The 22,845-nt window shown below is 62.8% G+C and carries 24 protein-coding genes; 15 read left to right on the forward strand and 9 right to left on the reverse strand.

What is annotated here, in order from left to right; translation table 11 throughout:
• Nucleotides 1–21 precede the first annotated feature (21 nt).
• Both tldD and AC1D2G_RS17440 read right to left on the reverse strand, forming a co-directional pair.
• Entirely contained in the window at nt 22–1,434 is a 1,413-nt protein-coding gene (tldD, locus tag AC1D2G_RS17435; RefSeq protein ID WP_477307374.1) for a metalloprotease TldD, read from the reverse strand.
• Between the two features lie 257 nt (nt 1,435–1,691).
• Entirely contained in the window at nt 1,692–2,297 is a 606-nt protein-coding gene (locus AC1D2G_RS17440; RefSeq protein WP_477307372.1) for an invasion associated locus B family protein, read from the reverse strand.
• Between the two features lie 375 nt (nt 2,298–2,672).
• Here AC1D2G_RS17440 and coxB point away from each other — a divergent pair, with 375 nt between their 5' ends.
• From coxB to AC1D2G_RS17505, 13 genes are all read left to right on the forward strand, one after another.
• Nucleotides 2,673–3,539, forward strand: a complete 867-nt coding sequence (coxB, locus tag AC1D2G_RS17445) for a cytochrome c oxidase subunit II (protein ID WP_477307370.1) — start codon at nt 2,673–2,675, stop codon at nt 3,537–3,539.
• A 38-nt stretch (nt 3,540–3,577) separates the two neighbouring features.
• Complete coding sequence (gene ctaD, locus AC1D2G_RS17450) at nt 3,578–5,230, forward strand: cytochrome c oxidase subunit I (protein WP_095091932.1); 1,653 nt, start codon at nt 3,578–3,580, stop codon at nt 5,228–5,230.
• A 77-nt stretch (nt 5,231–5,307) separates the two neighbouring features.
• Nucleotides 5,308–6,252, forward strand: a complete 945-nt coding sequence (locus AC1D2G_RS17455; protein ID WP_457154103.1) for a heme o synthase — start codon at nt 5,308–5,310, stop codon at nt 6,250–6,252.
• A gap of 2 nt (nt 6,253–6,254) precedes the next feature.
• Nucleotides 6,255–6,413: a hypothetical protein gene (locus AC1D2G_RS17460; protein ID WP_095091991.1), complete on the forward strand. Its 159-nt coding sequence runs from the start codon at nt 6,255–6,257 to the stop codon at nt 6,411–6,413.
• A 7-nt stretch (nt 6,414–6,420) separates the two neighbouring features.
• On the forward strand, nt 6,421–7,044 hold the full coding sequence (locus tag AC1D2G_RS17465; RefSeq protein WP_477415550.1) for a cytochrome c oxidase assembly protein: 624 nt from the start codon (nt 6,421–6,423) through the stop codon (nt 7,042–7,044).
• Nucleotide 7,045: 1 nt separating this feature from the next.
• A complete protein-coding gene (locus AC1D2G_RS17470; RefSeq protein WP_477415552.1) occupies nt 7,046–7,927 on the forward strand; it encodes a cytochrome c oxidase subunit 3 in 882 nt (293 codons plus the stop codon).
• 131 nt (nt 7,928–8,058) lie between these two features.
• On the forward strand, nt 8,059–8,550 hold the full coding sequence (locus AC1D2G_RS17475) for a L,D-transpeptidase family protein (RefSeq protein WP_477415554.1): 492 nt from the start codon (nt 8,059–8,061) through the stop codon (nt 8,548–8,550).
• Nucleotides 8,551–8,553: 3 nt separating this feature from the next.
• Nucleotides 8,554–8,940, forward strand: coding sequence for a DUF983 domain-containing protein (locus tag AC1D2G_RS17480; RefSeq protein WP_095091936.1), 387 nt, complete (start codon nt 8,554–8,556; stop codon nt 8,938–8,940).
• Nucleotides 8,937–9,692, forward strand: coding sequence for an SURF1 family protein (locus AC1D2G_RS17485; RefSeq protein WP_477415556.1), 756 nt, complete (start codon nt 8,937–8,939; stop codon nt 9,690–9,692). Before AC1D2G_RS17480 ends, AC1D2G_RS17485 begins: the two co-directional genes overlap by 4 nt.
• 79 nt (nt 9,693–9,771) lie before the next feature.
• Nucleotides 9,772–10,782 carry a 4-hydroxy-3-methylbut-2-enyl diphosphate reductase gene (gene ispH, locus AC1D2G_RS17490; RefSeq protein ID WP_457154415.1) on the forward strand — a complete coding sequence of 337 codons (1,011 nt, stop codon included), beginning with the start codon at nt 9,772–9,774 and terminating at the stop codon, nt 10,780–10,782.
• Nucleotides 10,783–10,787: 5 nt separating this feature from the next.
• Nucleotides 10,788–11,750, forward strand: coding sequence for a homoserine kinase (locus AC1D2G_RS17495; RefSeq protein ID WP_477415558.1), 963 nt, complete (start codon nt 10,788–10,790; stop codon nt 11,748–11,750).
• A gap of 11 nt (nt 11,751–11,761) precedes the next feature.
• Complete coding sequence (gene rnhA / locus AC1D2G_RS17500; protein ID WP_477415560.1) at nt 11,762–12,292, forward strand: ribonuclease HI; 531 nt, start codon at nt 11,762–11,764, stop codon at nt 12,290–12,292.
• Nucleotides 12,293–12,334: 42 nt separating this feature from the next.
• Nucleotides 12,335–12,928 (forward strand): histidine phosphatase family protein, encoded by a 594-nt coding sequence (locus AC1D2G_RS17505; RefSeq protein ID WP_477415562.1) that lies wholly within the window; start codon nt 12,335–12,337, stop codon nt 12,926–12,928.
• Nucleotides 12,929–12,935: 7 nt separating this feature from the next.
• Here AC1D2G_RS17505 and AC1D2G_RS17510 read toward each other — a convergent pair whose 3' ends face one another.
• From AC1D2G_RS17510 to AC1D2G_RS17520, 3 genes are all read right to left on the reverse strand, one after another.
• Nucleotides 12,936–13,415 carry a DUF2938 domain-containing protein gene (locus AC1D2G_RS17510; protein ID WP_477415564.1) on the reverse strand — a complete coding sequence of 160 codons (480 nt, stop codon included), beginning with the start codon at nt 13,413–13,415 and terminating at the stop codon, nt 12,936–12,938.
• A 72-nt stretch (nt 13,416–13,487) separates the two neighbouring features.
• Complete coding sequence (locus AC1D2G_RS17515; protein WP_457153621.1) at nt 13,488–13,970, reverse strand: peroxiredoxin; 483 nt, start codon at nt 13,968–13,970, stop codon at nt 13,488–13,490.
• 183 nt (nt 13,971–14,153) lie between these two features.
• Complete coding sequence (locus AC1D2G_RS17520) at nt 14,154–14,960, reverse strand: protein-disulfide reductase DsbD domain-containing protein (protein ID WP_477415566.1); 807 nt, start codon at nt 14,958–14,960, stop codon at nt 14,154–14,156.
• Nucleotides 14,961–15,129: 169 nt separating this feature from the next.
• Here AC1D2G_RS17520 and AC1D2G_RS17525 point away from each other — a divergent pair, with 169 nt between their 5' ends.
• A complete protein-coding gene (locus AC1D2G_RS17525) occupies nt 15,130–15,738 on the forward strand; it encodes a YqgE/AlgH family protein (protein ID WP_091576862.1) in 609 nt (202 codons plus the stop codon).
• A gap of 17 nt (nt 15,739–15,755) precedes the next feature.
• Here AC1D2G_RS17525 and AC1D2G_RS17530 read toward each other — a convergent pair whose 3' ends face one another.
• Genes AC1D2G_RS17530 through thrC form a run of 4 tightly spaced genes read right to left on the reverse strand, consistent with a single transcriptional unit; the run spans nt 15,756 to nt 21,963 of the window.
• On the reverse strand, nt 15,756–18,644 hold the full coding sequence (locus tag AC1D2G_RS17530) for an EAL domain-containing protein (protein WP_095091946.1): 2,889 nt from the start codon (nt 18,642–18,644) through the stop codon (nt 15,756–15,758).
• A 2-nt stretch (nt 18,645–18,646) separates the two neighbouring features.
• Nucleotides 18,647–19,243 carry a GNAT family N-acetyltransferase gene (locus tag AC1D2G_RS17535; RefSeq protein WP_095091947.1) on the reverse strand — a complete coding sequence of 199 codons (597 nt, stop codon included), beginning with the start codon at nt 19,241–19,243 and terminating at the stop codon, nt 18,647–18,649.
• 15 nt (nt 19,244–19,258) lie between these two features.
• On the reverse strand, nt 19,259–20,551 hold the full coding sequence (locus AC1D2G_RS17540; protein ID WP_095091948.1) for a M16 family metallopeptidase: 1,293 nt from the start codon (nt 20,549–20,551) through the stop codon (nt 19,259–19,261).
• 14 nt (nt 20,552–20,565) lie between these two features.
• A complete protein-coding gene (gene thrC, locus AC1D2G_RS17545) occupies nt 20,566–21,963 on the reverse strand; it encodes a threonine synthase (protein ID WP_477415568.1) in 1,398 nt (465 codons plus the stop codon).
• Nucleotides 21,964–22,090: 127 nt separating this feature from the next.
• Here thrC and AC1D2G_RS17550 point away from each other — a divergent pair, with 127 nt between their 5' ends.
• Entirely contained in the window at nt 22,091–22,831 is a 741-nt protein-coding gene (locus tag AC1D2G_RS17550; protein WP_477415570.1) for a hypothetical protein, read from the forward strand.
• Nucleotides 22,832–22,845 lie beyond the last annotated feature (14 nt).

Here is a 22,845-nt window from a genome sequence, read left to right on the forward strand (position 1 = left end):
TTTCTGGGATATGCCGATCATTCAAACCCGCGTGCCGCCCACCGTCATCTGGTTCATTCGGAGATGCGGTTGGCCGACGCCGACCGGGACGCCCTGTCCGCCCTTGCCGCACATGCCGATGCCGGTATCGAGCTGCATGTCGTTGCCGATCATGGAAACACGGTGCATGGCGTCCGGCCCATTGCCGATCAGCATCGCGCCCTTGATCGGCTGCGTCACCTTGCCGTTCTCGATCATGTAGGCCTCGGTGCAGCCGAACACGAACTTGCCCGAGGTGATGTCGACCTGACCGCCGCCGAAGGAGACGGCATAGATACCGTTCTTGACCGAGGCGATGATTTCGCCCGGCTCCCTGTCGCCCGCCGTCATGAAGGTGTTGGTCATGCGCGGCATCGGCTGGTGGGCGTAGCCTTCGCGCCGGCCGTTGCCTGTCGCAGTCATGCCCATCAGCCGTGCGTTCTGGCGATCCTGCATGTAGCCAACCAGTCTGCCGTCCTCGATCAGCACGTTGCGGGCCGTCGGGGTTCCTTCATCGTCGACGGTGAGCGACCCGCGCCGCTCCGGCATGGTGCCGTCGTCGACGACGGTCACCCCCTTGGCGGCGACCTGCTGGCCCATCAGGCCGGCGAAGGCTGAGGTCTTCTTGCGGTTGAAGTCACCTTCGAGCCCATGGCCGACGGCCTCGTGCAGCATGACGCCCGGCCAGCCGCTGGACAGCACGATGTCGAAGGTGCCAGCCGGCGCCGGTATGGCCTCGAGATTGACCAGCGCTTGCCTCAGCGCCTCCTTGGCGGCGTGCTTCCAGCTGTCCTCGACAAGGAAGTCGCCGAAGGCCTTGCGTCCGCCCATGCCGTAGGAGCCGCTCTCCTGGCGGTCGCCATCGCCGACGACGACAGAAACGTGGACGCGGACCTGCGGGCGGATGTCGCGCACAACCTGGCCATCGGCGCGCACGATCTCGACATGCTGCCAGGATGAGGACAGCGAGGCAGAAACCTGGCGCACGCGAGGATCCTCGGCGCGCAGCCAGGCGTCGATTTCCTGCAGCAGCTTTGCCTTGACCTCGAAGGAGGGGGAGGGGATCGGATTCTCTTCGCCATAGAGATGGCGGTTGGTGCGGGCCGGCGCCGCGGCCAGCGTGCCGGAATAGCCGCCCTTGACGGTTGAAACAGCGTCGGCGGCGCGCAGCAGCGAGGCCTCGGAAAGGTCGCTGGAATGGGCATAGCCGCTGGCTTCGCCAGCAACGGCGCGCAGGCCAAACCCTTGGTCGGTGTTGAAGTTGGCGGTCTTCAGCCGGCCGTTGTCGAACATCAGCGCTTCGCTCTCGCTGTATTCGAGAAACAGTTCGCCGTCGTCGGCGCCATTGATGGTCTCAGTGACGATCTGCTTGATGCGATCGTCTGAAATGTCGAATTGGCCGATCAGGCTGTTCATGGCGCGTCCGTTCACAGGAGGAATGCTTCTTTGCCACGATGTAGGCGCGAAGAGGCGCCGAGACAATCGCCCGGCCGCATTGTGAAGACAAATGCGATTGTCGACAGCCCGTCAGGATGGATGTCAGCTTCTTGGCGGCATCACCACGGCCAACCTTGAGGAACAGTTCTCGAACTGGGGTTCAATGGCCAGTGACATCGACGACTTCATCAACCAAATGTGACGTCGACGTTGGATCCGTCGCAAGCGCCGAGGTCTCAGGGCAGGGCGGCGAAACCGTCGGCGAAACCCTTGAGGTCGACGGGGATGCCGATGCCTTCTTCCGGGGTCTGGAAGACGATGAAGGTGGCCGATGTGCCGGTCTTCAGCGTGTCGAGCAGCGGCTTTTCGAGAATGACTTCGGCATAGCAGCCATCCTGGAAGCAGCGCACGAAATAGGCGCGGCCGATGTCCTTGCCGTCGACGTTGAGGCCAAGACCGTTGGGCAAAAGCACGCCGAGCGGCGCCAGCACGCGCAGGATCTCCGCCTTGTTGTCGGCTGTGCGCAGCACGACCACCGACAGCCCCATCTCTGGACGGTCCTCGGCGACGACGTTCTGCATCATCACGCATTGCTCGGAGGTGGCGCCGGCCGGCGTGTCGCAGATGATCGACCACGCGCCATGCGTCGAGCGGACGGTGCCGCTCGGCTGCGCGGCATTGGCCTGGCTGGACAAGCCGACAACGGGCTGGCCGATAACGGACGGGCCGATTGCGGACAACGCGGCGAGAAAGATGACCTTTGCCAAGATTCTCGAAAGCGCCAAGATTCTCGAAAGCGCCAAGATTCCCAAAAGCGCAAGTCTCGAAAGCCAAGAGTTCATGACGGCTCCATTGCGAATCACGGCACTTTAAGCCGCGCCAAAGCCAAGTAAAGGACGAGACCGCAACCGGTCTGTCCCGAAACAGCCAATACGGCGCTTTTCCTAGCCAATTTCGCCCGAATTGCGACGGTCGGCACGCCCGGCCCGCAGGAATGTGGCCATGGTCGATCATATGCGATTCGGGACCGTTGCCGTTGCCTTGAAAGGCACATCCGGGCTTGCGCGCAAAAATGCCGCACGGTTTCGCCCGCTCCTTTCTTGCGGAGGGAAAAAGAGTATGGTTTGAACCACCTTGAGACTGTCGGGATTCCCGTCCTGGCATTGTTCGATATTCTCGTGGGCACAGCCTCGAGGAACTGGGAGACGATGAGGGCGATGAGAAAATTCCTAGCAGGCGCAAGTGCCGCTGCCACGTTTTTCGCCGGCGCATCCGCCCATGCCGATCAGCCCAGGGACTGGGAGACCGGCTTCCAGGCGCCGGCGACCGATATGATGCGGCAGATCGAGTGGTTCGGGAACTACACGATGTGGTTCATCGTCCCGATCACCATACTGGTGCTGTGCCTGCTTGCGTATTGCATCCTCAAATTCCGCGCGAGCGTGAACCCTGTTCCCTCCAAGACCAGCCACAACACGCTGATCGAGGTGATCTGGACCGTCGGCCCGGTCGTCATCCTGCTCTGCATCGCCATTCCTTCGTTCCAGCTGCTGACGGCGCAATACACGCCGCCGGAAGACGCAAAGCTGACCGTCAAGGCGACCGGCAACCAGTGGAACTGGGACTACGAATACCAAACCGAGAACACGATTTCCTTCAACTCCGCGATCCTGCAGGAAGCCGACCGGGCAGCTGCGGGCAAGGAAGATCGCAAGATCTATCCGCGCCTGCTCGCCGTCGACAACGAGATGGTTGTGCCGGTCAACACCATGACCCGCGTCCTGGTGACCGCAACAGACGTGATCCACTCCTTCGCCATGCCGTCGTTCGGCATCAAGATGGACGCGGTTCCCGGTCGCACCAACGAGACCTGGTTCAAGGCCGACAAGGAAGGCCTCTACTATGGCCAGTGCTCGCAGCTCTGCGGCAAGGATCATGCTTTCATGCCGATCGCCATCCGCGTCGTCTCCGATGCGCAATTCAAAAGCTGGCTGGCGGAAGCCAAGACCAACCTGCCCGGGGCCAACAAGGCGCTGATGGCTGAGGTCGACGGCCAGAACAAGGTAGCGGCCGCCGGCAACTGATGCCGCGGCCAATAAAAGATCAGGGAACGGAGCGGAACATGGCAGACGCTGCAGCTCACGACGACCACGACCACAAGCCGTATCACGGCTGGGTCCGGTGGGTGTATTCCACCAACCACAAGGACATCGGCACGCTCTATCTGATCTTCGCGATCTTCGCCGGCATCGTCGGCGGTGCCTTGTCGGTCGCCATCCGCATGGAGCTGCAGGAGCCGGGGATCCAGATTTTCAGCGGCCTCGCGCAAATGGTCTACGGCATGAACGGTGACGCCGCGATCGACGGCGGCAAGAGCATGTACAACGCCTTCGCCACCGCGCACGCGCTGATCATGATCTTCTTCATGGTCATGCCGGCCCTGATCGGCGGTTTTGCCAACTGGATGGTGCCGATCATGATCGGTGCGCCTGACATGGCCTTCCCGCGCATGAACAACATCTCGTTCTGGCTGCTGCCGCCGGCCTTCCTGCTTCTGATCGCCTCGGCCTTCATGCCGAGCGCGCCTGGCGCCTTTGGCGTCGGTGGCGGCTGGACGCTTTATCCGCCGCTGTCGACTTCGGGCCAGCCCGGGCCGGCGATGGATCTGGCGATCCTGTCGATCCACATTGCCGGTGCCTCGTCGATCCTTGGCGCCATCAACTTCATCACCACCATCTTCAACATGCGTGCGCCCGGCATGACGATGCACAAGATGCCGCTGTTCGCCTGGTCGGTGCTGGTCACCGCTTTCCTGCTGCTGTTGTCACTCCCGGTGCTTGCCGGCGGCATCACCATGCTCCTGACCGACCGCAACTTCGGCACGACCTTCTTCGCGCCCGACGGCGGCGGCGATCCGATCCTGTTCCAGCACCTGTTCTGGTTCTTCGGTCACCCTGAGGTCTACATCCTGATCCTGCCGGGCTTCGGTATCATCAGCCACATCGTGTCGACCTTCTCGAAGAAGCCGGTGTTCGGTTACCTCGGCATGGCTTACGCGATGGTCGCCATCGGCGCGGTCGGCTTCATCGTCTGGGCCCACCACATGTACACGACCGGCCTGTCGCTCGACACGCAGCGCTATTTCGTCTTCGCCACGATGGTCATCGCGGTGCCGACCGGCGTGAAGATCTTTTCCTGGATCGCCACGATGTGGGGCGGATCGATTTCGCTGAAGCCGCCGATGCTGTGGGCCCTGGGCTTCATCTTCCTGTTCACTATCGGCGGCGTCACCGGCGTCCAGCTGGCCAATGCGGGTCTCGACCGCTCGCTGCACGACACCTATTTCGTGATCGCGCACTTCCACTACGTGCTGTCGCTGGGCGCGGTCTTCGCCATCTTCGCCGGCTGGTACTACTGGTTCCCGAAGATGACCGGCTACATGTATTCCTTCGCCATCGCCAACACCCATTTCTGGGTCACCTTCGTCGGCGTCAACCTGATCTTCTTCCCGCAGCATTTCCTCGGTCTTGCCGGCATGCCGCGCCGCACCATCGACTATCCCGACGCGTTTGCCGGCTGGAACATGGTGTCGTCCTACGGTTCGTATATCTCGGCCGTCGGCGTGGCGATCTTCCTCTACGGCGTGTTCGAGGCATTCCAGAAGAAGCGGGTCGCCGGTGCCAATCCGTGGGGCGAAGGCGCCACGACACTGGAATGGCAGCTGCCTTCGCCGCCGCCCTTCCACCAGTGGGAGCAGCTGCCGAAGATCAAGTAAGGCGGCAGGCTCCATGGAATCGAAACCGCCGGCCTGCCGGCGGTTTTGGCCAAACGGAACGATGGACTTGAGTACGCATGGCCCTAGTCGACGAAACCAGCATTGACGAAGCGGGCTTCCGCATGTCGGAAGCGACGGCGGGCGATTTCTTCGCCCTGCTGAAGCCGCGCGTCATGTCGCTGGTGGTGTTCACCGCCTTCGTCGGATTGGTCGCGGCTCCGGTGACCATCAATCCGTTGCTGGCGGTGATCGCCATCCTGTCGATCGCCATTGGCGCCGGGGCCTCCGGCGCGCTCAACATGTGGTACGATGCCGACATCGACGCGGTGATGACGCGCACCGCCTCTCGTCCGGTGCCGGCCGGCCGTATCCGGCCGGGCGAAGCGCTTAGTTTCGGGCTGGTGCTGTCGGTGCTGTCGGTGATGACGCTGGGCGTGCTGGTCAACTGGCTGTCGGCGACGCTTTTGGCCTTCACCATCTTCTTCTATGCGGTCGTCTATACGATGTGGCTCAAGCGCTGGACGCCGCAGAACATCGTCATCGGCGGCGCCGCCGGTGCCATTCCGCCTGTTATCGGCTGGGCCGCGGTAACCGGGAGCGTCAGCCTGGAAAGCTTTGTCCTGTTCCTGATCATCTTCCTGTGGACGCCGCCGCATTTCTGGGCGCTGGCGCTGTTCAAGTCCGAAGATTATGCCCGCGCCGGCATTCCGATGATGCCGAACGTCGCCGGCCAGGCTTCGACCCGCCGCCAGATCTTCGCCTATGCGCTGCTTCTGGCGCCGGTCGGCGTGCTGCCATGGATCCTGGGCTACACCACGCCGGTCTATGGCGTGGCCGCCGTGCTGCTTGGGTTGGGTTTTGTCTGGTACGCGTGGAAAGTGCTTGGCATGACCGACGATGACCGCGTGATGAAGCCGGCCAAGGCCTTGTTTGCCTATTCGTTGCTCTATCTCTTCGCCATCTTCGCTGCCTATCTCGCCGACAGCGTCGTCGAGCGCGCGCTTGCCATGGGTGGAGCATGACCATGATCGAAGAAAAGCTCGAGCTGGTCACGCTGACCGAGCGGCAGAGGAAAGCCAGACGCAATCGTTCTGTCGCCATAGGCCTGGCGCTAGCGGTGCTGGTGATCATTTTCTACATCGCGACGATCGTGAAATTCGGTCATCACCCCGGCTCGATGTGAGAACACGATGAGCCAGGTGACCGCCAGCTGGAAGAACACCAACCGCGTCGTCGCGTTTGTCTGCCTTGCCTTCTTCGGCGGCATGATCGGCATGGCCTATGCCGCAGTGCCGCTCTACAAGATGTTCTGCCAGGCGACGGGCTATGGCGGCACCACGCGACGCGCCACGCAGCAATACGCGAACCGGGTGCTCGACCGCGACATCGTTGTCCGTTTCGACGCCAACATCGCCGGCGTGCCCTGGGATTTCCAGCCGGTCGATCGTTCGATGACGATGAAGATCGGCGAGACCGTGCAGGCGCACTATCAGGCCACCAACAAGTTCGATCGCCCCGTTACCGGCCGCGCCACCTTCAATGTGCAGCCGGAACTGGCGGGCCCCTACTTCAACAAGGTCGAGTGTTTCTGCTTCACCGATACGACTTTGAAGCCCGGCGAGACGCTGGACATGCCGGTCGTGTTCTATGTGGATCCCGATATCGTGAATATACCGGAACTGAAGGACGTGAAGACAATCACCCTGTCCTATACGATGTTCCCGGTCGAGAAGAGCAAGCCGGTCGCGTCATCAGTGCCGGTCCAAGGCAGCAGCAAGACAATTTCGAATACCGAAGCAAATCTCGGGGGTTGATATGGCAGACGCGCACGCAAAACCACACCATGACTACCATCTCGTCGACCCGAGCCCATGGCCGTTCCTGGGGTCCATCGGTGCGCTGGTGACCGCAATCGGCGGTGTCGCCCTGATGCAGTATCTCAAGGCCGGCGACTTCCCGATCTTCGGCTTCAACATCGCCAATCCGTGGCTGTTCTTCATCGGCCTGGCGATCGTTCTCTACACCATGTTCGCCTGGTGGTCGGACACGATCAAGGAAGCGCATGAGGGCCATCACACGCGTGTCGTGTCGCTGCACCTGCGCTACGGCATGATCATGTTCATCGCCTCCGAGGTGATGTTCTTCGTCGCCTGGTTCTGGGCCTACTTCGACGCCAGCCTGTTTCCGGGCGAGGTGCAGCAATACGCGCGCACCGCGTTTACCGGCGGTGTCTGGCCGCCGAAGGGCATGGAGGTTCTCGATCCCTTCCACCTGCCGCTCTACAACACCATCATCCTGCTGCTGTCGGGCACCACGGTCACCTGGGCGCACCATTCGCTCATCCATGGCGATCGCAAGGGGCTGATCAACGGCCTGGTGCTGACCGTCGGCCTCGGCATGCTGTTCACCATGGTGCAGGCCTACGAGTACATTCATGCTCCGTTCGCTTTCAAGGATTCCATCTACGGCGCCACCTTCTTCATGGCGACCGGCTTCCATGGCTTCCACGTCATCATCGGCACCATCTTCCTCTTGGTCTGCCTGATCAGGGCGATGAAGGGTGATTTCACCCCCAAGCAGCATTTCGGTTTCGAGGCGGCCGCCTGGTATTGGCACTTCGTCGACGTTGTCTGGCTGTTCCTGTTCTCAGCGATCTATGTCTGGGGATCGGCCGGCGCGGTGATCGAAGCCCACTGATTTCGACCCGCAGGGATGGAGCCCCATCCCAATTCATCGGGATGGGACAGGCTCCAGGGATTTCGAGAAGGCGGCCGCGGCGACGTGGCCGCCTTCTTCATTTCGGCGCAATGATCGCCGATCGATGGCCGATGCGGCTAACTCTTCTCTGTGCCATTTACGCGTGCATGATTGCCACAGCGCCGGCCCTTGCTGGCGAGAAAGTCGATCTGGTGCGTGTCGACAAGTCGGACCGGCGGCTGGAGTTGATTGGCGGAGGCAAGGTCCTGCGAAGCTACAGCATCGCGCTCGGCGGCGATCCGCTTGGGCACAAGCACCAGGAGGGCGATCAACGCACACCGCAGGGGCGCTATGTCCTCGACTGGCGCAACCCGAACAGCATCGCCCACAAGTCGATCCATATCTCCTATCCCAATGCCGACGATCTGGCCGCCGCGACGACACGCCATGTCGATGCGGGAGGCATGATCATGATCCACGGCCAGCCAAACGGTTTCGGCTGGTGGGGCTGGCTGCTTCAATTGGTCGACTGGACCGACGGCTGCATTGCGGTTACGGACTCCGACATGGACGAAATCTGGGCAATGGTGGCCGATGGGACGCCGATCGAGATCGAGCGGTAAGCAATGAGCGACGACAAGGCGATCTGGCCGCCGATCGATCCAATCTCGGCCGGCTTGCACGGCCGCTGCCCTCGCTGCGGCGAGGGGCAGCTGTTTTCCGGCTTCCTCACCGTTGGCAAGCGCTGCACCAATTGCGGGCTCGACTATTCCTACGCCGATGCCGGCGACGGACCGGCGGTCTTTGTCATCCTGATCATCGGTTTCATCATCGTCGGCCTGGCGCTCTGGGTCGAAGTGACGCTCAGCCCGCCGCTCTGGCTGCATCTGCTGCTCTGGATTCCTCTGGCTGTTGCGCTGTGCCTGACGGCGCTTCGGCTGATCAAGGGCGTGCTGCTCACACTGCAATACCGCAACAAGGCGGCCGAAGGCCGGCTGGATCGCGGCGAATGAGCGAGGCATCCGTTGGAGCTGGCGGCCGCTCGCGGCCAAGGACGGCATTGCTGCTTGGCCTTGGCTTGGTGCTGTTTTTGATCCTGCTGGCGCTCGGCACCTGGCAGGTCCAGCGTCTGCACTGGAAGGAAGGTCTGCTGCAGACCATCGATCAGCGTACGCACTCGGCGCCGCAGCCGCTCGCCGAGGTCGAAAGGGAATTCGCCTCGACCGGGGACGTCGACTATACGCCGGTGACCGTCAGCGGCACCTTCCTGCATTCCGGCGAACGGCATTTCTACGCCACCTGGGAAGGCGAAGCCGGCTTCAACGTCTACACGCCGCTGGCCCTCGACGATGGCCGCTTCGTGCTGATCAATCGCGGCTTCGTGCCCTACGATCTCAAGGATGCCACCAAGCGCGCCAACGGGCAGGTGACGGGCAAGGTGACGGTCACCGGCCTCGCCCGCAATCCGCTGCCGGCAAAGCCGTCGATGATGCTTCCCGACAACGACGTGGCGAAGAACATCTTCTACTGGAAGGACCGCGACGCGATGGCGGCGAGCGCCGGGCTGCCGGCGGGCGCCACGCTGGTGCCGATCTTCATCGACGCCGACAAGACGCCGAATCCGGGCGGCTTGCCGGTCGGCGGCGTCACCATCATCGACCTGCCGAACAGCCATCTGCAATATGCGATGACCTGGTATGGCCTCGCCGCCGCACTCGCCGCCGTGCTCATCCTGCGGCTTCGCCGCCCCTTGAAAGAGGAATGAAGGCGACCGCCGCCCCCTTGCACTTGACAGGGCAGGGGTAGGCACCTCATTTCGGCTTTGATCAACCGGCCAGGATTTAATGCTTCAGACAACCACCAAGCCCCCCCTGACGATCCGGCTCTGCCAGCCGCGCGGCTTTTGCGCCGGCGTCGACCGCGCCATCCAGATCGTCGTGCTGGCGCTGAAGAAATATGGCGCGCCGGTCTATGTTCGCCATGAGATCGTGCACAATCGCTACGTCGTCGAGGGACTGCAAAGCCTTGGCGCCGTCTTCATCGAAGAACTCTCCGAGATTCCCGCCGAACATCGGCAGTCGCCGGTCGTGTTCTCGGCCCACGGCGTGCCAAAATCGGTGCCGGCGGACGCGCAGGCCCGCAACCTCTTCTATCTCGACGCCACTTGCCCGCTGGTCTCGAAGGTCCACAAGCAGGCGATGCGCCACCAGCGGCTTGGCCGCCATGTGCTGCTGATCGGCCATGCCGGACATCCCGAGGTGATCGGCACCATGGGCCAACTGCCGGACGGCGCGGTGACGCTGATCGAGACCGAGGCTGATGCCGCGAAGCTTTCGCCTGCCGATCCGCAGGCGCTCGGCTTCGTTACCCAGACCACGCTGTCGGTCGAGGACACCGCCGGCATCATCCGCGCCTTGCAGGATCGTTTTCCGCAATTGCATGCTCCGGCGGCGGAATCGATCTGCTACGCCACCACCAACCGCCAGGAGGCGGTTAAGGAGACCGCTGCCGGCGCTGATCTCTACCTGATCGTCGGCGCACCCAATTCCTCCAATTCGCGGCGACTTGTCGAAGTGGCGGAGCGTGCCGGCGCCTCGATGTCGCTTCTCGTACAGCGCGCTGCCGAGATTCCGTGGAATGACATCGCCGGCATCTCGACGCTTGGCCTGTCGGCTGGAGCGTCGGCGCCGGAGATCATCGTCGACGAGATCATCGACGCGTTCCGCCAGCGCTTCGACGTCACCATCGACCTGGCCGTCACGGCCACGGAAACGGAGGATTTTCCGGTCATGCGGGTACTGCGCGATGTCGAACTGACGCGAGCCGACATGGCTTTCGTCAATGGAGCCGCGTAAGGCACATGGCGGTCTATACCGACGTTGCCGAAGGCGAACTCGGCGCATTCCTGAAGCAATATCCGGTCGGTAATCTCCTGTCCTACAAGGGCATCGCCGAAGGCACCGAGAACTCGAACTTCCTGCTGCACACCTCCAGCGGCTCGTACATCCTGACGCTCTATGAAAAGCGCGTCGAGAAGGCGGATCTGCCGTTTTTCCTCGGGTTGATGGGCCATCTCGCCAAAAAAGGCGTTTCCTGCCCGCTGCCGGTGACCGCGCATGACGGCAGCGTCATCGGCACGCTCGCCGGCCGGCCGGCGGTCATCATCACATTCCTCGAAGGGCTTTCACTCCGGCGGCCGACATCGACGCATTGCGGCGAGGTCGGCAAGGCCCTGGCGGCCCTGCATCTGGCCGGAGCCGATTTCTCGATGACGCGCCCGAACGCGCTCGCCATCGACGGCTGGCGCAAGCTTTGGAACGCCGCCCGCGACCGCGCCAACGAGGTTGAGCCGGGCCTTGCGGCCGAGGTCGATGCCGACTTTGGCGACTTCGAGCGGAACTGGCCGAAGGACCTTCCCCAAGGCATCATCCATGCCGATCTTTTCCCGGACAATGTCTTCTTTCTCGGCGAGAAGCTTTCCGGCCTGATCGACTTCTATTTCGCCTGCGACGACCTCTACGCCTACGATGTCGCCACCTGCCTCAACGCTTGGTGCTTCGAGAAGGATTTTTCCTTCAACCTGACCAAGGGCAAGGCATTGCTGGCCGGCTATCAGAGCGTGCGTCCCCTGAGCGACCAGGAAAAGGCGGCGCTGCCGATGTTGGCGCGCGGCTCGGCGCTGCGCTTCATGCTGACCCGGCTCTACGACTGGTTGACCGTTCCCAATGGCGGGCTGGTGATGAAACGCGATCCGACCGAATATATCCGCAGGATGCGATTCCATCGGGCGATCAGGTCTCCTTCGGAATATGGATTGGCCTGATATGGGGTATCATGAGCAAACACGTTGAGATCTTCACCGACGGCGCCTGTTCGGGCAATCCCGGCCCTGGCGGCTGGGGCGCGATCCTGCGCTTCAACGGCACCACCAGGGAGCTTTCCGGCGGCGAGGCGGAGACCACCAACAACCGCATGGAGCTTCTCGCCGCCATCTCGGCGCTGAATGCGTTGAAGGAACCCTGCACGGTCGACCTTCACACCGACAGCAAATACGTCATGGACGGCATTTCCAAGTGGATCCACGGCTGGAAGAAGAACGGCTGGAAGACGGCCGACAAGAAGCCGGTCAAGAACGGTGAGCTCTGGCAGGCGCTGGATGAGGCCAACAGGCGTCACAAGGTGACCTGGAACTGGGTCAAGGGCCACGCCGGCCATGCCGAGAACGAGCGCGCCGACGAACTCGCGCGCGAGGGCATGGCGCCGTTCAAGAAAGGCCCGGTCAAGCCCGCTGCTGCGCCGAAGCTAGTTGCGCAGGCAAAACAGCCGGTAGCAGCGAAGGCGCGGCGCTCGACCCAGAGTTATTAAACTCAGGAGCAGGTCAGCACTCTCAGGCAGGGATCTTCGATCATGCCGATCCTGTATTATGTCACCCATCCCCAGGTTCAGGTCGATGCCAACATTCCCGTGCCGGAATGGGGGTTGTCCGACATCGGACGAGCGAGAGCGGTTGCAATGCTCGACCAGCCCTGGATCGGCTCGATCCGGCGCATCGTGTCGTCGGCTGAACGCAAGGCGCTGGAAACCGCCGAAATCCTCGCAACACATCTCGGCCTTGCCATCGAGGTGAGGGAAAGGATGCATGAGAACGACCGATCGGCGACGGGGTTTTTACCGCCGCCGGAGTTCGAAGCGGTCGCGGACCAGTTCTTCGCCAACCCTCATGACAGCATTCGCGGATGGGAGCGGGCCATCGATGCCCAGCATCGCATCGTGAGCGAGGTCGACGCCGTGCTTGGCGCCGCCGACGCGGGCGACATTGCCTTCGTGGGTCATGGCGGCGTCGGAACGCTGCTTCTGCTCGCCCTTAGCGGTCGGCAAATCGGCCGCGAAGCGGATCAGCCGGCGGGCGGCGGTAATTACTTCGCGTACGACCTCGGCGCACGCCGCCTTGTCCACGGATGGCAGCCGATCGACGCACCGGCGCAGCGTCGCGACGACTAACTTCGCTTCAGCGGATCAGCAGCGCCGTGCCGTAAAGCCCGAGCGCGAACAAAGTGTGCGACACCAGGTTGAGGGCGCGGATCTGCATCGGTTTGGGCCGTTTCGAGGCGGCCCAGCCGGCACCCATGCCAGGCGCCAACAGGAACCAGCCGGCACCGACGGTGACGATGCCGAGGATGAAGGCCGGCAGGAAGGTCGGCGCCGCCAGCCATGCCGTTCCCGCCAGCGCGACCAGCATGATGCCGTAGACGATGCCGACAAGATAATGAAATGCCCAGCCCAGCGCCACTTCCTGCGCGTACGGCTTTGCATCGCCGATATCGTCGTGGAAGACCTTGCCTTCCCTGAGATGCCACACCCAGCGGCCGACCAGGCCCCAGTTCGGTCGTGGCTGGGCAAACACCGTGTTCAGGAAAATCGCCCAGATGTCCATCAGTGCCGTGGCGCCGATGCCGATCGCGATACTGCGCCAGAAGATGTCAGACATCGTCGCGGTCCCCCCAAAGCTGTCGGGCGAGGGGACTTTGCGGTCCCTGGCCTAACGCTGTCGCCAATATTGTTAGAGCTGTCCCAGAATATGAGCCGCGCCGGACTCGTCGACGCCGGGCTTGGTCTCGACATTGAGCGCCGTGACCTTGCCGTCATCGACGATCATCGAAAACCGCTTCGAGCGCAGTCCCATGCCGGCTGCGGAAAGGTCGTTGTCGAGGCCGACCGCCTTGGCGAAGTCACCGCTGCCATCGGCGATGAACAGGATCTTGCCTTCGCCGCCGGTGAAGCGCGCCCAGGCGCCCATGACGTGGACGTCGTTGACCGAAACGACGGCGATGGTATCGACGCCGCGTGCCAGGATGGCGTCATGGTTCTCGAGATAGCCGGGCAAATGGTTGTTGCTGCAGGTCGGCGTGAAAGCGCCCGGAACACCGAAAAGCACAACCTTCTTGCCTGTGAAAATCTCGGCCGACGTGATCGGCTTCGCGCCGTCGGCGGTCATCGTCTTGAAGGTCACATCAGGCAGCTTGTCGCCAACGGAAATGGTCATGAGTTCCTCGTCTGGGAAAATGGGGGAGGTCGTGTGATTGCGTAGCGAACTCGACGGCCCTCTGCAACCGTCAAGGAGCGGCCTCAGTCCATGTCGCCCAAAAAGTGAGCAGCGGTTTTGGCACTACGACATGGACAAAGAGAGGGCCAAGTGCGTCGCATGATCCGTTCAATGCGAAGCGCTTTAAGGAAACGGCAAGAGCCCTTCGACGGCGCCGGTCGAACTCGTCAGCGTATAATGAAGCCCGCCATCCGTCGGCGTTGTCGACGGGCGGTCGAGGATCGGCACGGTGAAGATAAGCTTGCCGTCCTTTTCGCTGCGGGCAGGGGTGCCGAACATATAATCCCGCTCGCCGGCGACAAAGAAATCCGCCGCCTCCGGATCGCCGGGAAAGCTCGCCTCGACAACCAGCGTCTCGTGGTCACCCGGCAGCACGTTGATGCCGAAATCGGACCTTGCGGGTGTGGGCAGCGCCGCGAAGCTCGCCTTCACCAGCGCCGTGTCTTCGGCGTTGTCCGGGTCGGAGCCGGGGTCGACCGTCAGCCGCGTCTGCACCGGAATGCAGATCGTTTCGCAAATGCCGAGAAAGATGTCGGCGTCGATGACGGCTGGATCTTTGGCCGCCGACAGGGTGAACACGACCGGCAGCGAAACCGGATAGTCGTAGCCTGCCCATTTGCCATAGCCTTCATCATGACGCTGCGGCGCCGGGAAGGAAAGCTGGGCGTCGGCGATGTTCGTGCTGGCTGAAATGTCGAGCTGCGGCGGCACGCCCGCGTCGCCCGGGTCACGCCAGTAGGTCTTCCAGCCGGGCTTGAGCGCTATGTCGAGAGCGCCCTGGATGCGGCCGGCGGCATCGGCCTTGCCGCTCGTCACCAGCCGGACCTTGCCGCCTTCGCTGTTGTACCAGGACGATGAAGAGGCGGCGGCGGGAAGAACGGTTGCCGATCCGATGGCAGCGGCGAGCAGCAGGATTTTCAAGCTTTGCATGGCGGTGATTTGATCGTCCGTTCGTGGCCGCGCAATGTCTTCATGACCTTGCCGGTATCATATTTGCGTGACCTCGAGGGAAGAATGCTCTGCCTGGTCACATAGGCTTTGGTCGAATCCCGCACGGTGCATCTTTTCGGCGCTTTGGAAACGCGTTACCTTTGCTGTCATGGACTTGTTGCGCCACAAGAAGACAGCCGCCAGCCGCGGTTTCCTCGACGATCAGTTCCTGATTGCCATGCCCGGCATGAAGGACGATCGTTTCACGCGCTCGGTCATCTACGTCTGCGCGCACAGCGATGAAGGCGCGATGGGGCTGATCATCAACCAGACACAGCAGATGCTGTTTCCGGATCTGCTCGTGCAACTGGGCATCATGAACGAACAGGAAGCGATCCGCTTGCCGGCGCAGGCTCGCGATTTCGTCGTGCGCAATGGCGGGCCCGTCGATCGCAGCCGGGGCTTTGTCCTGCATTCGGGCGACTACCGGGTGGAATCGTCGCTGACCGTTTCGGACGACATCTGCCTGACCGCGACCGTCGACATATTGCGCGCAATTTCGTCTGGCCGTGGACCCCGTCACGCGCTCATGGCGCTCGGCTATTCGGGTTGGGGCGCCGGCCAGTTGGAGACCGAGATCGCCGAGAATGGCTGGCTGACTTGCCCGGCCAACGCCGAGCTTCTGTTCGACACCGACATTGAGCGCAAGTACGACCGCATCCTCGCCTCGATCGGCATCGACCTCGCCCATCTCAGCCTCGCCGCCGGACACGCCTGAGCCTCATCACAGAGGTCTCAGGCTTGCGTCAGCGGATACTGTTCCTTCAGCGTCTTCAGCACCTGGTCGCCCGGCATCGGCGCGCCGAACATGAAGCTTTGCACATATTCGCAGCCCATCTGGCGCAGCTCCAGCGCGTCGCGTTCGTCCGAAATGCCCTCGGCGACCACGGACAGTCCGAGTTCATGCGCCATGTTGACCATGGATTTGAGCAGCACCGCGCGTTTGGGGGTGTTGTCGTCGACAAAGCTCTTGTCGATCTTGATCGTGTCGAAGGGGAAACGCGTCAGATAGGCCAGTGAGGAATAGCCGGTGCCGAAATCATCCAGCGACAGGCCGATGCCGAGCTGTTTCAGCTTGGTCAGCACATGGGCCGTCTGCTCGGGATTATCCATCACCAGCGATTCGGTGAGCTCGAGCCGGAAGCAGCGCGGCTTCAGATTGGCGCGTGCGATGACCGAGCGGACGTCGCTGACCAGGTCGCGGCGGATGAGCTGGCGGCTGGACAGGTTGACCGAGACCGACAGCGGCGCGTCGCCGATCTGCTTTTGCCATCCGGCAAGGTCCTCGGCCGCCTGCTGCATGGCGAACAGGCCGAGCTGCACGATCAGCCCGCAGCTTTCGGCGACCGGGATGAAATCTGCCGGCGGGATCATGCCGCGACGCGGATGGTCCCAGCGCAGCAAGGCCTCGAAGCCGGCGACGCTGCCATCCTCCAGCCGCACGATCGGCTGATAGGCGAGCGTGAATTCGCGCCGCTCGATGGCGCGGCGCAGGTCGGATTCGAACTGCAGCCTGTCGGTGCCGACGGTGCGGAAGGCCGGGCGGAACGGCTCGATCCTGTCGCCGCCGAAGCGCTTGGCCTGATGCATGGCAAGCTCGGCGTCCTTGACCATGTCCTCGGCCGACATCTGCGTCGAGTTCCAGGTGATCAGTCCGATCGATGCGGTCAGCACGATCTCGCGCTTGGCAAAGGTGATCGGGTTGTTGATGGCATGCTTGATGGCGTCAGCGACGGCGGCGATGCGGGACGGATCCTGCTCGGACAACAGCATTAGTGCGAACTGATCGCCGGCAAAACGCGACAGCGAATCCTTCGGCTTGAGCAGCCGGTGCAGCCGGCGCGCAATGGTCAAAAGGATGGTGTCGCCAGCCGAGATGCCGAGCCCGTCATTGACCTGCTTGAAACGGTCGATGTCGATGACGAAGACGGTCGGGCGCACTTTTTCTTCGGTGCGGGCGATCGAGATGACCGCTTCCAGCCGGTTCATCAACAGTTCGCGGTTCGGCAGCCCGGTCAAATTGTCGTGCACGGCGTCGTGCAGCAGACGCTCCTCGGATTTCTTCTGCTCGGTGACGTCGACCATGGTGCCGACGCAGCGAATTACTTCACCGTCCGACCCGATCACCGGCCGCGCGCGCAGCGAGAACCAGTGATAGTGGCCGTCGGCGCCGCGCAGGCGGAAGTTCTGCGACACCCGGCCGCGCCGGTGTTCCAGCACCACGTCGAGCGTCGTGCGGAAGGTGTCGCGGTCGTCGGCATGCAGCACCGGCAGCCAGTTGCGTGCGGCACCGCCAAGGCTGTTTGGCGCCAGGCCGAGCTGGATGCTGACATCGGGCTTGGTGACGACGCGGTCGCGCAGCACGTCCCAGTCCCACACCGTATCGCCCGATCCGGCCACTGCCAGCGCCTGCCGCTCGAGGTCGGAGAACAGGCCCTGGTGCAGCGCGCCGCCGGCAAAGGCGTGCTGCATGACGGTGAAGCCGATCAGAAGGATGATCAGGATCAGCCCGCCACCCAATGCCGGCTGGGCGATGTCGTTGTCGAGCATGCCGGTGATCGCCATCCACGACCCGCACAGCCACAACAGCACCATGACCCAACTGGGCACCAGCATGATGGCGCGGTCGTAGCCGCGTATGCCGAGGAAGATGATCAGGCCGAGCCCGGTCAGCGCGGTTGCGGCGAAGGACAGCCTTGCGATGCCGGCGGCGACCGCCGGGTCGACGATGGCGACGCCGGCGATCAGCAGCAGTCCAAGGATCCAGACCAGCGCGCCATAGCTGAAATGGCCGTGCCATCGGTTGAGGTTGAGATAGGCGAACAGGAACACCACGAAGGTTCCCGCCAGCGCCACCTCCGTTCCCGCTCGCCACATCTGCTCGTTGCCGGGCGAGATCTCGATGATCTTGTTGAGGAAGCCGAAATCGACGCAGATATAGGCCAGCACCGCCCAGGCGAGTGCCGCGGTCGCCGGGAACATCGAGGTTCCCTTGACCACGAAAAGGATGGTCAGGAACAGAGCCAGCAGGCCGGCGATGCCGATGACGATGCCGCGAAACAGCGTATAGGAATTGACCGAGTCCTTGTAGGATTCCGGGTCCCACAAATAGACCTGCGGCAGTTTCGGCGAAGCCAGTTCGGCGATGAAGGTGATCACCGTGCCCGGATTCAGCGTCACCCGGAACACGTCGGCGTCGGGGCTGGTCTGGCGGTCGAGAGCGAAGCCCTCGCTGGGGGTGATCGCGGCGATGCGCGTCGAGCCGAGATCGGGCCAGAAGATGCCGGAATTCACCAGCCGGAAATGCGGCGCAACGATCAGCCGGTCGAGCTGCTGGTCGGTGGTGTTGGCCAGCGCGAAGACGGCCCAGTCGCCGGTCGAGCGCGCATCATTGGCCTCGACCTCGATGCGCCGCACGATGCCGTCCGGTCCGGGAGCGGTCGACACCTGGAAATTCTCACCCTGGTTCCGGTAGATCTCGACGGCGCCCGAAAGGTCGAGCGCGACGTCGTCGCGGGCAATCTTGATCGGTTCGACGGCGAAGGCCGACGATGCCGCGCACAGCGTCAGGATTGTCGCGAGGACAAAGGCGAACAGCGGCCCGTTTCGCAGGAAATTCGTCAAAATCAGTCCTTCGTTCCAGCGCCCGGCGGATCGTCCGAGATCCGGGCGTAGAGGTAGTGGTCCTGCCAGATGCCGTTGATCCTGAGATAGGATCGCAGAAGTCCTTCGCGCCGGAATCCGGCTTTTTCAAGCACGCGGATCGACCGGGCGTTGTCGGGAATACAGGCCGCTTCGATCCGGTGCAACCTCAGCGTATCGAAGGCGAAGCGCGTCACCACCTTGACCGCGTCGGTCATCAGGCCACGACCGCCAAAGCGTTCGCCGATCCAATAGCCGACATGGCCGCTTTGCGAGACGCCATGGCGTATGTTGCCGAGCGTGATGCCGCCCGCCAGCTTGCCGCTGCTCTTTTCGAAGATGAAGAAGGCGATCGCTGTTCCCTGCGCATAGTCTTCGCGGTAGCGGCTGATGCGCAGCCGCCAGGCGGTGCGGTCGAGTTCGTCGGGAGTCCAGCGTGGCTCCCATGGCTCGAGAAAGGCACGGCTTTCGCCACGCACCGCCGCCCATTCGCGATAGTCATTCGTGAAGGGCACGCGCAGCATGACGTGGTCACCCTTCAGCGCCGGCAGGTCACGGCGAAAGAAAGGGAGCGCGAACACGACGCTTTGAGGGGCTTAGACGGCGAGCTTGCGGGTCGCGGTCTGCGTGCCTGCAAGCGAATCGAGGATCGCCTCGTATGGCGCCAGCGTACCCACAGGCCCGACAGCTGTAAGCGTCGGCTTGGTCGAGAACAGCCGCGACGACAGGTCGGTCAGCCGCTCGATCGTGAGCGCCGACAGCCGTTCCATCAGTTCCTCCTTCGCGATCGGCCGGCCGAACAGAAGCAGCTGCCGCGCGATCTGCGAGGCGCGGCTGGCCGGGCTTTCGGCGGACATGATCAGCCCGGCGCGATATTGGGCGCGCGCCCGGTCGAGTTCTTCCTGCAGGATCTTCTCGCCGGCCTTCTGCAGTTCGTCGATGATGACCGGCACCAGTTCGGCGATGTCGCTCTGGCCGGTCGCGGCATGGACGCCGAAAACGCCGGTGTCGGAAAAGCCCCAGTGGAAGGCATAGACCGAATAGCACAGGCCACGCTTTTCGCGGACTTCCTGGAAAAGACGCGACGACATGCCGCCGCCGAGGATCATCGACAGCACCTGCGAGGCATAGAAGTCGCGCACATGATAGGCGCGGCCCTCGAAGCCCAGCACGATCTGCGCGTCCATCAGGTCGCGGTCCTCACGGAAGTCGCCGCCAACATATTGCGCATATTGCGGGATGGTGCTGTCGGCCTTGCTGCGGAAGCCGCCGAGTTGCTTTTCGACCTCGCGCACGAAATTGTCGTGCTTGATGTCGCCGGCAGCGACGATCACCATGCGCTCGGCGCCGTATTGCCGCTCGATGAAATCGTGCAACTGCTTCGAGGTGAAGGATTTGACGGTTTCCGGCGTGCCCAGGATCGAGCGGCCGATCGTCTGGTGGCGGAAGGCTGTCTCGGTGAAACGGTCGAAGACGATGTCGTCGGGCGTGTCGTGTGCGGCGCCGATCTCCTGCAGGATCACATGCTGCTCGCGTTCGAGCTCCTGCGGGTCGAACTCGGACTCCTGCAGGATGTCGGCAAGAATGTCGACGGCCAGCGGCACGTCGTCGGAGAGCACCCTGGCATAGTAGGAGGTGGTCTCGACGCTGGTGGCAGCGTTGATCTCGCCGCCGACGTCCTCGATCTCCGAGGCGATTTCGAAAGCGCTTCGCCTTTTCGTGCCCTTGAACGCCATGTGCTCGAGCAGATGGGCCATGCCATGCTCTTCGTCACGTTCATTGCGGGCACCTGACTTGACCCAGGCACCAAGGGCAACCGATTCGATGCTTTGAAGGGTTTCGGTGGCGACTGTCAGGCCGTTCGACAGACGGCTTACCTCAACACCCATATGGCTACTACTCCCTAACGCGCCGCCCGCGCGCGGCGGCCGACGTAATCTTCCACCATTTTCAGGTCGGATGGAAGTACCGTGTATTTTTCCTCCGATGTCATCAACCCACCTAGCCATGCGGGCAGTGCGGGCGAGACGCCGCTGGCGGCTTCGACGGCGGCCGGGAACTTTGCCGGATGGGCGGTACCCAGCACCACCATCGGCACCGCGCCTGAAGCCTTGCCCGCCGCCACATGCACGGCTGCCGCGGTGTGCGGATCGAGCAGGTAGTTGCTGCCGGCGAGCGTCGAACGGATGGTGGCGGCGACTTCGTCCATGGTTGCGCGGCCGGCGTCGAATTCCGACCGCATCCCAGCGATTTGCTGGGTTTCGATGGTGAAAGCGCCCGACTGCTTGAGACTGTCCATGTAGCGCCGCACTGTCGCGGCGTCACGGTTGGAAGCCTCGAACAGCAGGCGTTCGAAATTCGACGACACCTGGATGTCCATCGACGGCGAAGTGGTCGCAAAGACGCCTTTGGTGCGGTATTCGCCGGTTGCGAAAGTGCGCGCCAGGATGTCGTTGTCGTTGGTGGCGATGACCAGCCGCTCGATCGGCAGGCCCATCTTCTTGGCGGCGTAGCCGGCGAAGATATCGCCGAAATTACCTGTCGGCACCGTGAAGGAGACCGGCCTGTCCGGCGCGCCCAGCGACAGCGCCGAGGAGAAATAATAGACGATCTGGGCCATGATGCGGGCCCAGTTGATCGAATTGACGCCCGACAGCGCAACCCGGTCGCGAAAGCCGTGATCGTTGAACATGTCCTTGAGCAGGCCCTGGCAATCGTCGAAATTGCCTTCGATGGCCAGCGCATGAACATTTTGCGCGGTCGACGTCGTCATCTGCCGCTGCTGCACCGGCGAGACGCGGCCATGCGGGAAGAGGATGAAGATGTCGGTGCGGCTGCGCCCGGCAAAGGCATCGATGGCGGCCCCGCCGGTATCGCCCGAGGTGGCGCCGACAATGGTGGCGTGCTGGTCGCGTTCGGCGAGCACATGGTCCATCAGCCGGGCCAGAAGCTGCATCGCCACGTCCTTGAAGGCGAGCGTCGGCCCGTGGAAGAGTTCCAGTATGAAGGTGTTGGGGCCGATCTGCACCAGCGGGCAAACGGCCTCGTGGCGGAAGGTGGCATAGGCTTCGCGGACCAGGCGCTCGAAGACGGGCGCCGGGATTTCGTCGCCAAGGAAGGGCGACAGCACGCGGATCGCAAGATCAGGATAGGCAAGGCCGCGCATGGCGCGGATCTCGGCAGCGGAAAACTGCGGCCACTCGCGCGGCACGTAAAGCCCGCCGTCGCGCGCCAGTCCGGCCAGCACGGCGTCGGAAAATCCAAGCACGGGCGCTTCGCCGCGGGTACTCACATAGTGCATGTCACAAATCCGTTACCGCTGGGTTTTCCGTTCACCACAAGGTGGTTAATTTCTGCGCTGGCTCAGTCGCATTTTTGCCGCGCGGTTGATATACGTCACCAGCTTTGCGAGAGGGAAGTGCAGTTTCATGGCGTTTCGTACATTCAGTGGCCGCTTTCTGGCGGGTCTTGCGCTTACCGGCTTTATGCTCGCCGCCGCCGGCTGCCAATCGAGCGACAATGGCATCCTGGACCTCGGCTTCGGCAAGAAGGATCCGACAGCGCCGCCGCCGCCACAGGATCCCAAGGTCCTGTCCAGCCAGTTGCAGGCCTATTGCCCCAGAGTGACGGTGCGCGACGGCACGGCCTTCTTCAACACCTATGCCAAGGGCGTGCAGAAGCCCAAGTCGAAGCCCATGCGCAAGCCGAGGAACCAGGCCGAGGCCGAGCAGCAGGCGCAGGAGGCGCAGGCCGCGGCCGACGCGGCCGCGACCGCGCCCGATGAGTCTGCGAACATCATCTACCAGGCGTCGATCAGCGACGTGACCCGCGATTGTCTGCGCGCCAACGGGCAGTTGACGATGAAGATCGCGGTCGCCGGCAAGGTTGTGCCCGGACCGAAATTTTCCCCCGGCACCATCACCATGCCGATCCGTATCGCGGTGATGCATGGCACGGATGTTCTCTACTCGCAGATCCATCCGTATCAGATCCAGGTCACCGACCCGTCGGTCGCGACGCAGTTTGTCTTCACAGATTCCAATGTCGTCGTACCCGAACCGTCGGCGCAGGACTATCAGGCCTTTGCCGGATATGATGAAAACGCGCCGAAGGGGACGACGGACAAGCCGAAGAAGAATCGCAAGAAGAAGGCTGTCGAGACGAACTAGTCTCGCGTTGCCAC

Source organism: Mesorhizobium sp. P2_C7, assembly GCF_056404515.1.